The sequence below is a fragment of the Sporosarcina sp. P20a genome (assembly GCF_002743175.1).
Taxonomy (GTDB): Bacteria; Bacillota; Bacilli; order Bacillales_A; family Planococcaceae; genus Sporosarcina.
In genome coordinates this window covers 505,219-516,294 of sequence record NZ_PDYT01000001.1, presented here as the reverse complement: position 1 = coordinate 516,294, position 11,076 = coordinate 505,219, and the positions used below count along the sequence as shown (strand labels likewise).

Below are 11,076 nucleotides of genomic sequence, written 5' to 3'. Positions count from 1 at the left end.
CGTACTTTATTAGAAAATACACATTACTAAAGCAATGCTCTTTTATACTTCCTTAGTAGAAGTTTCTTTCTTACAAAAAGTAGCCAACACAGGCTTCGCTTCCAACTTCGTCACATCCACATCCACCGCATGCGCGTTCATTCGAATCGTCAGCAAGAACGCCAAAGCGAGTAGGACACTGCACATAATAAGCGCGAGTGGAATTTGCTCAAAGCGGTCGATGATCCAGCCACCGACGCCAGGCCCGAGCAACTGTCCTGCTGCGAAAAAGAACGTTACATAGCCTAGTGCGACCGGTGCGTACGTCGGATGTACTTGTTCCGTAGACAACGCTTGGCAGAGCGACAGCATCCCAACAATTGTCGCACCCCATAGGAATTGACTGACGATAAGTCCACTATATACCGGGAAAATTACAGGAATAATGAGTGAAACTGCACCAATTCCGAGTGTCGCTAGCAATGCAGATTTTCGTCCGATCCGATCAGATACTCCGCCCCATAACGGACCACTAAAAATCGCCATAATTCCACTGATTGCCATGATCTGCCCTGCTTGGAACTTCGTCAATCCCACTTCGAGAATATAGCTGAACAAGAAGCTTTGCGGGACCAAATAAGCAAATCCAACGAGTCCGTAAATGAAGGCGACACGAAGTACGCGTTTATCTAAGTATACTTTCGTCCAAAACGTGCGTTTCTGTGTTTCCTTTGGCAGTAACAGGATTGGTGGATCACGTAAAATGATCATCGCGATGATGATAGATACAATCGACAGAGCGCCATAGAAGAACCAAAGATAGCGCCAGCCCATATCACCGAACCATGTACTGAAGAACGGAATTAACGCGCTTGATATGAGTGTTCCTAGTCCCATGCCACTAACGAGAAATCCGATAAGCATGCCGCGCTTCCTCGGAAACCAACCGACGAGTATGGTGATGAGCGGTGTATAGGTGAAAGCCGTTCCTATTCCAAGCAGCAGCATGGCGAAAAGTATCCAGCCATAGCCAGCGACGAGTGATAACATAAATAGTCCGAATGACACGAGTCCCGTTCCAAAAATCACGAGCTTTTTTGCCCCGTATTGAGTTACGAGCAATCCAACAAAGATCACCATCATCAAATAGCCAATCGACACCGTTGTTGCGAGCAGTCCTGCTTGTTTATAGGACATGGCGAGGTTTTCTTTCATGAACGGCATAATGATTCCATACGACATCCGTCCAAAGCCGAGAGAACTGACAGTGACGGCGACGCTTGCAAATGCGTATTTCCAAATGTTTTGATCGTGTTCTTTAGCTAGCATACAAATCCCACCCTTTTTTGCGTTCAATATAAACTTTCTAGTAATGGTAGTCACTCAGAGTTGTGTCAGGGTGTTTGATCATAGTAGGTTTGGCAACATTTCTGAGGTTATTCATTTATGTCTAATGTGTGAACTCTATCATTCACACTATAGCATTCATGATAGAATATTCCAACTTCTTTATACTGAAATTTATTCTAGTTTACATAATAATATTATTGGTTAATCAAAGTGAAAAGCGAGTGGGATGGCACCGTTGATCGACGTTCCAGGTGGACGCTTTCCCATGGGCCCGCGTTGAGCCAACTAGGTCGCAAGCTCCCTTTAGTTGTCTCACCTGTCGGGCTGGTCCATAGGGAGTCGCCACCTTCCACTTACGATCAACTAGTTTATTCTTCTATTTAATGTAACGTTTAAAGATTAATTCACTAATTAAACGAAGACACCTTCAAAACGAGGGCCATCCGCCAGCTTTATAGTGGGTCCGGTAATATCATCTATTTTTACTCGCCCATTTCAAAAAGCGCTGCCGCCACAAGTCGGATCGTTACGACTTCTAGCAACAGCGCTCTATTTTCTTATTACTTTTTATAGAAAAACGGTTTTCCGATGGTTTCGACTATACTGGGTGCCAATGCGTAGAGTCTGCTTGTCAGACCTGTGATTTTTGGCAAGTTTACTTCGCGTCTAGGTCGCTCGATGGTTTCCATGACAGCGCGTACGACTGTGTCAACCGATAGTAACTGGCTGCCCATTGCTTGTTTGTAGCCGCCGGTGACGTCTGCTAGCTCGATAAATGGTGTATCGATTGGTCCTGGATGGATGACGGATACGTCGATGTCGTAAGGCGCGACTTCCATACGCACGGCGTTTGTATAGCCGATCAGTGCATGTTTTGTTGCGGCATAGACGGATGTTTTCGGTGTGGCTACCTTTCCTGCTTGTGAACCGATATAGACTAGATGACCGTGCTTGCGCTTGATCATTGCAGGTACTACACGCGCGGTTAGTTGCATCGGCACGAGGACATTTGTCTCAAGCATCGCCACCGTGTCTTCATCGGTCGTTTCATGTGCTAGATGGAACTTCCCCACTCCAGCAGAAAATACGATGAGGTCCGGTGTGCCAATGCAAGATACCAACCAATCGAGCTGCTTTGTATCTCGCAAATCGGCACAGTATCCTTCTACGCCAAGTACGCGTAACTCTTCTAATGCTTTAGCATTGCGTCCTGTTGCGATGACACGATACTCATTCAACACTGCCAAGCGCTTCGCCAGCTCAAACCCAATTCCACTCGTCGCTCCCGTGATCAGCACGGTTTTAGATGCGGACATAGTGATGAACTCCTGCTAAATCGACCGTTTCTGAGATTAATTCTGCCGCCACTAGATAATCCAGCTGCCCAATCGTTTCAGACAACGTCAGCCCCAACTCTTTTTCATAGACTGCTGGGAACAATCGCTTCGTCACGTCAAAGACCGTTTTCGAATCATCTAGCATCGCGAGAACTTTCATCGCACGGTCGCGCTGCTTCGCTAAGCGTTCCGTTATGAGCGCATGTGCATTCGTAATCTCTCCGCCATGACCTCCGTAGACGAGTGACACCGGTAAATCCAATAAACGTTCTAGCGATGCATTGTATTGAAGCAAAGACTTCGGACGTCCTTGTTCTTTCTTAAATGGCGGCTCAATTAATGGATTGGATGACACTTTCTCCAGCAATAAATCGCCACCGATTAGAATGCCTTCTTGTTCATTGAACAATGATAAATGACTTTGTGCGTGGCCAAGAGACTCTTGGATTTTCCAGCCCGGATGTCCTGGTAGATCATCACCTTCATTCATCATGCGATCGACGGGACGCCCTCCCATTAAATCAACTGATCGACGGAAGCGTTTAACCCACTTCAAATATTCCTCCGGTACGCCTTCTTCTATTAATGATTGTTCATAGAAACGATCATGACGATCTAAAAACTCGGTATCTCGTGTTAGCCAATAGTTTAAATACGGATGACCGAGTATTTCCGCGCGGTCAAACATCTCGACCAATCCGCAGTGATCGGGGTGGTGATGCGTGACGAATACTTGCTCAATATCATTAAATGTATAACCCATTTCTTTTAATTTCATCTGCAACACTTCACGCGCTTCTGGCGTCTTCGTTGCTGCGTCTACCAAAGTCAGTGTGTCGCCTTTAAGTAAAAAGCAGTTCACGTCACCTACCGCGAATGGCGTAGGTGTAATTATTTTTGTGATCATATACTGTTCCCCCTATAAAATGAATGACTGTTCAGTCTATTGTACTCTTTATTTTCATGTGCGTCACGTCTTGATTGTTCAATTACCGAAAGATATTTCGCGCAAAGTGAAACCATTTTGTCCATTCTTCGTATGGTATACTACAGGAAATCGTATGATTTACATAATTATGTCGAGTTGGAGGGAAAACAATGGGATTTTTTAATATGTTTAAAAACCAATTTATCGAAGTAATCGAGTGGCAAGCACAGGATGCCCATACAGTAGTCTATCAGTTCCCCGTGCATAATAATGAAATTAAAATGGGAGCAGAGCTAACGGTCCGAGAGTCGCAAGTCGCAGTCTTCGTCAATGAAGGGGAAATTGCGGACGTATTCGGTCCAGGGCGCCATATTTTGTACACGCAAAATATGCCCATTCTAACGAAGTTGAAGTCATGGAAGTACGGCTTTGATTCACCATTTAAAGCGGAAGTATATTTCATTAATACAAAGCAGTTCATCAATCAAAAATGGGGCACGTCGAACCCCATTATGATGCGTGATCCGGATTTTGGCATGATCCGTCTTCGTGGGTACGGAATTTATTCGTATCGCGTATCAGACCCTACTGTATTCTTGCGGGAGTTATTTGGAACGAACAGTTCGTACGACACGAACGCCATTGAAGGTCATTTAAAGAAAATGATTATTTCCGGATTATCCGATTTATTCGCAGAGTCTCAAATACCCGCACTGGATCTATCAATGCATTACGATGAATTAAGCGAACAAGGCAAAGAGAAGATGATCTCTCGTTTCGCTGCATTCGGTTTCGAGATCACGTCACTTTATATCGAGAACTTGTCATTACCAAAAGAAGTCGAAGAAGCGATGGACAAGCGTACGTCTATGGGCGTACTCGGCAATATGCAGCAGTACCAGCAATATCAAGCAGCTGAAGCGATGCGTGACGCTGCACAGAATGAAGGCGGCATGGCGGGCGCAGGTGTTGGCATGGGAGCGGGTATGGGCATGGGTCAGGTTATGGCAAATGCGATGAATCAAAATCAAGCACAGCAGCCCCAAGCACAAGTTGCAACGAAATCTTGCCCGCATTGTCAGGCAACGATCAACGCCGACGCAAAATTCTGTGGTCAATGCGGAAAGTCTGTTGAAATCGATAAAGTACCATGCGTTAAGTGTGAAACTATGATTCCAAAAGACGCCAAGTTCTGCAGCGGCTGCGGTACATCTCAAGTCACCGAGAAAATTTGTCCTGCTTGCTCACATGCCAATCTGCCAGGTGCGAAATTCTGCGCAGAATGTGGTGAGACGTTAGACGAAAAGTGAGGGATGGACGTTGACTTCATTCGATGAACAACACAAAATCGTAGAAGATACTGAAAACATTAAATGCCCTTCTTGTGGCGGTAACACGGAATATAATCCAGAATCACGTGGCTTGAAATGTCCTTTTTGTAGCCACGAAATGCCAATTGAAGCAACGTTCGATCATCATGTAGAACTCGATTTCAATGAGGCAGGAAATAATCTTCAACACGTATGGAATGAAGAGAAACGTGTTTTCTCCTGTAGCAACTGCGGAGCGGAATCGGTACTGGACGCACATATCGTCGCGGACTTCTGTTCGTTTTGCGGATCTTCTCATATATCCGTGACGAATCACGATGCCGGGATCCAACCAGGATTATTGATTCCGTTTCAGGTTTCTGAGGAACAAGCACAAATAAAGTTCAAAGACTGGATCAAAGGACACTTTTTCGCACCGAATACTTTGAAGAAAACGTATCGAATGAATAAAATTTCCGGTGCCTACTTGCCGTACTGGACGTATGACAGTCAGACACAGTCACACTATGTCGTACGTGTCGGAAATTATTATTATGTCAGCGAAACTCGGACGGTTTACGAGGACGGTAAGGCTAGACAAGTGACCGAGCAAGTACGGAAAGTCCGCTGGCATCAGGAAAGCGGTAATTATAGAGAATTTTTTGATGATATTCTAATTAAAGCGTCTAGCACAGTCGAATCGAAACTGTTGCAGAAAGTACAGCCATTTCAATTGACTGGTCTCACCGATTATAAAGTGGAATACATGTCCGGCTTTCTTGCCGAGCGCTATTCTGTTTCGTTACAACAAGGGTTTACGCAGGCAAAGGACGTCATGACGAGAGAAATTGTCAACGGGATCGAAGGCAGCGTAGCCGGAGATATCGTACAGGTAGTCAACGTTTCTACAGATTATACTGATATTACATATAAACATATTTTATTGCCGATTTGGATTTCCTCTTTTCATTTCAAGGAAAAAATCTATCAATTCATCGTCAATGGACAAACGGGAAAAGTGACCGGAAATTATCCGTTGAGTGTGATGAAGATTGTTTCGTTGGTGATCTCGATTCTGGTCGTGATATTCATCGTCTACTTGTTCATCGACAGCTAACGACAGTTTGACAATTCACAAAGTACATGACATAATCATGAAAATAGTATGGAACGGGCATTGAGGAAGATCAGTAGATGGGTGATGGATAGAAGAGAGCATGGCCGAGGCTGCAAGTCATGTATCCCACTCCCCTTTCGAACCTCCTTCCGAGCTGTCGTGGAAACACGACCGTACCTTCTGCGATAAAGAAGACTTGAAGTTGTGCTGTAGCAAACAGCAAATTTAGGTGGCACCGCGGAAACCGAGCGTTTTCGTCCTGAAAGACAGGACGGGAGCGCTTTTTATTTTGGGGAGGATGTTGGACATGGAAAAGATTTTATTTGTAGGCGCTGGACAAATGGCAGAAGCCATTATTGCAGGGATTGTCAATAAACGAGTCATATATGAAGAGAATGTCTATGTGATGAACCGTTCAGATACAGAACGGTTAGACGAACTAGAATCGCGTTACGGCATTACGAAAGTGTGCGAAGACCGAGATTTCATTAAAAAAGTCGACTTAGTTGTGCTCGCGACGAAGCCGAAAGATGTAGGGAAAGTGATGGATGATATTGCCCCCTACCTCGGAGAAAATACGACAGTTCTTTCCGTCATTGCTGGAATTTCCATCGCTACATTTGAAAAAGGTCTAGGTAAACGTCCAATTGCACGCTCGATGCCGAACACGTCCGCGACAATCGGAAAATCAGCGAGCGGGATTGCGTTTAATGATGCCGTTTCAGAAAGAATGCAACAGTCGATTTTAAGCTTGCTGAATTCAATCGGTATCGTCAAAGTCGTCGAAGAAGATGATTTACATGCCGTAACAGCCCTTTCAGGTAGTGGTCCTGCATATATCTACTATTTAGTAGAAGCGATGGAAGAAGCAGCGGTTGAGCAAGGTCTAGATGCAGCCGATGCACGTGAATTAATCGTTCAAACAATCTACGGTGCAGCGTCCATGCTAAAGAAGACCGGCGAAGAGCCTAGCATACTGCGCGAGAATGTAACAAGCCCTGGCGGTACAACAGCAGCGGGTCTGCAGTCACTAGAAGATCACAACTTCAAGACTATTATTTCGGACTGCTTGATCCGTGCGGAAAAACGTTCGCGTCAACTAGGTTCTTCAAAATAAAAAACTAAGCATCCATTGGTTCCCTTCAAGAGAGCCAAACTCGGATGCTTAGTTTTTTAGTAACTTGATTAATTCTCCATGTTTCCACTGAAAACGCGCGAAATCATCTGCAATCGAAATGGCATCAAATATCTCGGTACCTTCTTCTAAGAAAGCCGGCATTTCACCTGGCATGAAGCGTGCGCTAATATGGTTCACAATGAGGTTTTTCGCGTTCGCTTCTTTGGCAACGGTTGCCGCTTCGACAATCGTTGAATGACCGAATTCCTTCGCACCTGCTGCATATTCATCCGTGAACGTCGCTTCATGGATTAAAATATCAGCGTCTTGCGCTAGTTCAATGGAAGCTTGGCAGTACGACGTATCCCCAATGACTGTAATAATGAAGCCTTTTTTCTTATCTGTCGTAACGTCTTGACTATAAACCGTCTGCCCATTGTCGAGTTCTACGTCAAAGCCGTCTTTCAAGCGCTGCAACATAGGTCCTTTTGGAACACCTTGCTCTATCGCTTTATCGACCAATAACGTACCAGGCAACTCTTTCTGTTCAATACGGAAGCCGAAACTCTGCACGACGTGTTGGACTTCTTTGGCGTAGACTTTAAATTCCTCTGTTTCAAGAATCAAACCGTCATGGATTTCATGCACGTTCAACTTGTAAGGTAAATAGGTTCCCGTCATTTTATAGGTGTGCTGCAACCATTCTTTCAAGCCAGCAGGACCGTATAGATCGACGGGATCATCTCCACCTAAAAATGCGCGTGAGCTGAGAAAGCCAGGTAATCCGAAAATATGATCGCCGTGCAGATGCGTAATGAAGATTTTCGTAATCTTCTTCGGCTTAATGGCGCTGTATAGTAATTGATGCTGTGTCGCTTCACCGCAATCGAATAACCAATTTTCTTTATTCTCGTCTGTCAAATCCAGAACAAGCGCTGAAGTATTGCGCTGTTTCGATGGCATCCCTGCACCTGTGCCAAGAAATTCTATATCCACATGCATTGCCTCCTTGCTATTTCTTCGTAAATCCTTTTTTAATAATACCATCTCCGAAACGTTGTGTCAGACTCGACATCAACTGATCCATTTCATATTCCTTTTCTTGTTGCTCAAAATTATCAAATGTCAGCTGCTTGACCATTTCAGAACGTTCGATGACATTCGCTGCCGTGATGCCTAGCAAGCGAATGGGCTCATGGTTCCAGTGTTGCTGAAATAATTGAAGCGCTACATCTGTAATATCTTTCTCAAGATAGACCGCTTGTTGGAGCGTTCTGCTTCTCGTCGTGTTTTGCCAGTCGGCATAGCGAATTTGAATGCTGATTGTCATTCCGGCCAGTAGTTTCGTTTCCAGTCGTGCCGCCACTTTTTTCGCAAGCCGTTCAAATATCGGAACACAATCTTCGAATTCGGTTAGATCAACAGGCAACGTGGTGGAACTGCCAATACTTTTACGTTCTTCCGCACTTTCGGGGTCTACAGGACGTGTATCGATTCCGTTTGCCCGTTGTTTAAGGCGCAAACCATTTTTTCCAAGCAGTGCTTCCAACGTGATTTTTTCAGCAGTGGCCAAATCGCCCATCGTTTTAATATCTGCGCTATGCAATTTCTCTTCCGTCCGCTTGCCGATGCCATGCATTTCAATGACTGGTAACGACCACAGCATTTTTGGCACTTCACGTTTTCGTAAAATCGTAATGCCCATTGGCTTTTTCATATCAGAAGCTGTTTTCGCAAGAAACTTATTCGGTGCAATTCCTATCGAGCACGGTAGATCGAGTTCTGCTAAAATGCGCAACTGGATTTCACGGGCCAAATCGTACGCACGTGTCAACCCGCCAATATCGGTCGTATCGATATACGCTTCATCAATTGAAACAGGTTCGACCCATTCCGTATAACTTCGCAAAATATCAAAAACAGAATCAGACATTTGCCGATATAGTTCATGTCGTGGTGGAACAATCGTTAATTTCGGACATAGTCGTTTAGCTTCTCCTACCGTCATAGTCGTGTAGACACCGAATGCCCTTGCCTCATATGAACAGGTTACGAGAATTCCTCTTCGTTCTTTCGGGTTGCCCGCGACTGCAAGAGGGATTCCCTTTAATTCGGGATTCGCAGCCTGTTCAACAGAGGCAAAGAAGCTGTTCATATCAAGATGCATAATGACCCGTGGATTAGCGATGATCAGATCCGTCATGTAAACACCTTTCTTTCCTCGGAAATAATTATGTAATAGGAAAAAGCGGCAAACCGACTTCAGTCTGCCACTCTTTCCATTTTATCAAATGTATGTTCTTTTTGCCTACTAATTTGATTGGTGCTGTTCTTTCATATAACTGGATATTTCATCCATGCCATGAAGTGAATCCGCCATGATATTTGGATCGATGACAGTCACTACACGGTCAACAAGATTCGCTACTGTTACGAAGTAAGGCGTTTTAGAATACGCTTTTAGTGCAGTAGACGTTAAGCGATCTTCTGGCAATTCGAGAATCTCCCTTGCGTCTAGCACTAATAAACCGACTTCCAACTGATCTGTTTTCACAACCACTACATGGGATTCAATATCCCGAGGTGTCGCCTGATGATACAAAATCTGACTTAAATCCAGAATAGGCACGAGTTCGCCACGCGATTTCATCAGTCCCAGTAAGTATTTAGGAAGATGAGGAATCGGTGTGACGTACTCGAGTTTCTCGATGGATATCACCGATTCTACTGGTAGTGCATATTCTTCATTGCCCGTCCGCACAATCACAGTTTGCATAGTTATACCTTCTTTCAGGCTCTTTGTTAAGACTGTTACACCGTGCGGATTGCTTGACCGACAATCTCAAGTATTAATTCCGTCAGTTTTTCCAACTCTTTCACCGGCATTCGTTCGTTCTTCGTATGAATCTCTTCATAACCAACAGACAACGTCACAGTAGGAACTCCCATGCCGTTGAAGACGTTGCCGTCACTTCCTCCGCCACTCGTCATGATCTTCGGTTCACGGCCTACGTTGCGGATTGACTTCATCGCGACTTGCACGACTTCTTCGTCATCTCCGATTGAGAAACCAGGATACATAAGTTGTGTTGTAGTTTCGGCTTTACCACCAAAAGATTCAGAAGTCGTTGCAAATTTTTCTACCATTAAGTCAATTTGTTTCTTCATTTTATCCGGATTGATCGAGCGTACTTCCGATAAAATGAAAGCTTCTTCACAAACGATATTCGTTGCTTTTCCACCTTCAAAACGACCAATATTCGCAGTCGTCTCCTCATCTATGCGGCCAAGTTTCATGCCTGCAATAGATTTAGCAGCGAGAGAAATAGCAGAAATTCCTTTTTCAGGAGCGACGCCAGCATGTGCTGTTTTTCCGTAGATCGTCGTCCATAATTTTGACTGATAAGGAGCCGCTGTAACAATGCCGCCTACTTCTCCGTCGCTATCGATCGCAAAGCCATATTTCGCTTGTAAATAATCCGGATTCATCGCTTTCGCGCCTACTAATCCGCTTTCTTCACCAGCTGTAATTATGAACTGAATCGGACCGTGTGGCTTGTCTGACTCTTGGATCACTTTCGCCATCTCGAGTAGAGCAGCAATTCCCGCTTTATCGTCAGCACCTAAAATTGTCGTACCGTCACTGTAGACATAGCCGTCTTCTTTGACGATTGGCTTAATCGATTGTCCTGGAACGACCGTATCCATATGACATGTAAAGAAGATCGGATCCGCGTCAGCCACTGTACTCGGCAAGTTGGCAATTAAATTACCTGCACCGTGTCCTGTCTTTTCCGCTGTCTCGTCTTCCGTCACATCAAAGCCCAATTCCTGCAATTTCTTCGTAAGAATATCAGCAATATTTCGTTCGTTTTTAGTTTCAGAATCAATTTTTACTAACTCCAAGAATTCTTGAAGTAATCGTTGTGTATTCAAGA

General features: G+C 44.6%; 10 protein-coding genes. 3 read left to right on the top strand and 7 right to left on the bottom strand.

Going from position 1 to position 11,076, the window contains the following annotated elements; genetic code table 11:
• Positions 1-42 precede the first annotated feature (42 nt).
• The 3 genes from CSV72_RS02720 to CSV72_RS02710 all read right to left on the bottom strand — a co-directional run bounded on the left by CSV72_RS02720 (position 43) and on the right by CSV72_RS02710 (position 3,573).
• Positions 43-1,308, bottom strand: coding sequence for a YbfB/YjiJ family MFS transporter (locus CSV72_RS02720; protein WP_099676993.1), 1,266 nt, complete (start codon positions 1,306-1,308; stop codon positions 43-45).
• 581 nt (positions 1,309-1,889) lie between these two features.
• Positions 1,890-2,645, bottom strand: coding sequence for an SDR family NAD(P)-dependent oxidoreductase (locus CSV72_RS02715; RefSeq protein ID WP_099676992.1), 756 nt, complete (start codon positions 2,643-2,645; stop codon positions 1,890-1,892).
• Positions 2,632-3,573: an MBL fold metallo-hydrolase gene (locus CSV72_RS02710; RefSeq protein WP_099676991.1), complete on the bottom strand. Its 942-nt coding sequence runs from the start codon at positions 3,571-3,573 to the stop codon at positions 2,632-2,634. The genes CSV72_RS02715 and CSV72_RS02710 overlap by 14 nt, the downstream gene beginning before the upstream one ends.
• Positions 3,574-3,764: 191 nt before the next feature.
• Here CSV72_RS02710 and CSV72_RS02705 point away from each other — a divergent pair, with 191 nt between their 5' ends.
• The 3 genes from CSV72_RS02705 (at position 3,765) to proC (ending at position 7,138) form a co-directional block, all read left to right on the top strand.
• The gene (locus tag CSV72_RS02705; RefSeq protein ID WP_099676990.1) at positions 3,765-4,904 is read left to right on the top strand and encodes an SPFH domain-containing protein; all 1,140 of its coding nucleotides are present in this window, start codon (positions 3,765-3,767) and stop codon (positions 4,902-4,904) included.
• Positions 4,905-4,914: 10 nt separating this feature from the next.
• Positions 4,915-6,021, top strand: a complete 1,107-nt coding sequence (locus tag CSV72_RS02700; RefSeq protein WP_099676989.1) for a TFIIB-type zinc ribbon-containing protein — start codon at positions 4,915-4,917, stop codon at positions 6,019-6,021.
• A 307-nt stretch (positions 6,022-6,328) separates the two neighbouring features.
• Positions 6,329-7,138: a pyrroline-5-carboxylate reductase gene (gene proC / locus CSV72_RS02695; RefSeq protein WP_099676988.1), complete on the top strand. Its 810-nt coding sequence runs from the start codon at positions 6,329-6,331 to the stop codon at positions 7,136-7,138.
• Between the two features lie 48 nt (positions 7,139-7,186).
• Here the strand turns inward: proC and rnz are convergent, their stop codons facing one another.
• The 4 genes from rnz to CSV72_RS02675 form a co-directional block, all read right to left on the bottom strand.
• Positions 7,187-8,134: a ribonuclease Z gene (gene rnz / locus CSV72_RS02690; RefSeq protein WP_099676987.1), complete on the bottom strand. Its 948-nt coding sequence runs from the start codon at positions 8,132-8,134 to the stop codon at positions 7,187-7,189.
• A gap of 16 nt (positions 8,135-8,150) precedes the next feature.
• Entirely contained in the window at positions 8,151-9,341 is a 1,191-nt protein-coding gene (locus CSV72_RS02685; RefSeq protein WP_099676986.1) for a DNA polymerase IV, read from the bottom strand.
• Between the two features lie 108 nt (positions 9,342-9,449).
• Positions 9,450-9,914: a chemotaxis protein CheW gene (locus tag CSV72_RS02680; RefSeq protein ID WP_099676985.1), complete on the bottom strand. Its 465-nt coding sequence runs from the start codon at positions 9,912-9,914 to the stop codon at positions 9,450-9,452.
• A gap of 35 nt (positions 9,915-9,949) precedes the next feature.
• Complete coding sequence (locus CSV72_RS02675; protein ID WP_099676984.1) at positions 9,950-11,074, bottom strand: M20/M25/M40 family metallo-hydrolase; 1,125 nt, start codon at positions 11,072-11,074, stop codon at positions 9,950-9,952.
• Between the last annotated feature and the right edge of the window lie 2 nt (positions 11,075-11,076).

What these genes read in the sequence shown, in the direction of transcription:
- CSV72_RS02715 (WP_099676992.1), bottom strand. Translation starts at nt 2,645, where the DNA reads ATGTCCGCATCTAAAACCGTGCTGATCACGGGAGCGACGAGTGGAATT.
- CSV72_RS02710 (WP_099676991.1), bottom strand. Translation starts at nt 3,573, where the DNA reads ATGATCACAAAAATAATTACACCTACGCCATTCGCGGTAGGTGACGTG.
- CSV72_RS02680 (WP_099676985.1), bottom strand. Translation starts at nt 9,914, where the DNA reads ATGCAAACTGTGATTGTGCGGACGGGCAATGAAGAATATGCACTACCA.
- proC (WP_099676988.1), top strand. Translation starts at nt 6,329, where the DNA reads ATGGAAAAGATTTTATTTGTAGGCGCTGGACAAATGGCAGAAGCCATT.
- CSV72_RS02705 (WP_099676990.1), top strand. Translation starts at nt 3,765, where the DNA reads ATGGGATTTTTTAATATGTTTAAAAACCAATTTATCGAAGTAATCGAG.
- CSV72_RS02685 (WP_099676986.1), bottom strand. Translation starts at nt 9,341, where the DNA reads ATGACGGATCTGATCATCGCTAATCCACGGGTCATTATGCATCTTGAT.
- CSV72_RS02720 (WP_099676993.1), bottom strand. Translation starts at nt 1,308, where the DNA reads ATGCTAGCTAAAGAACACGATCAAAACATTTGGAAATACGCATTTGCA.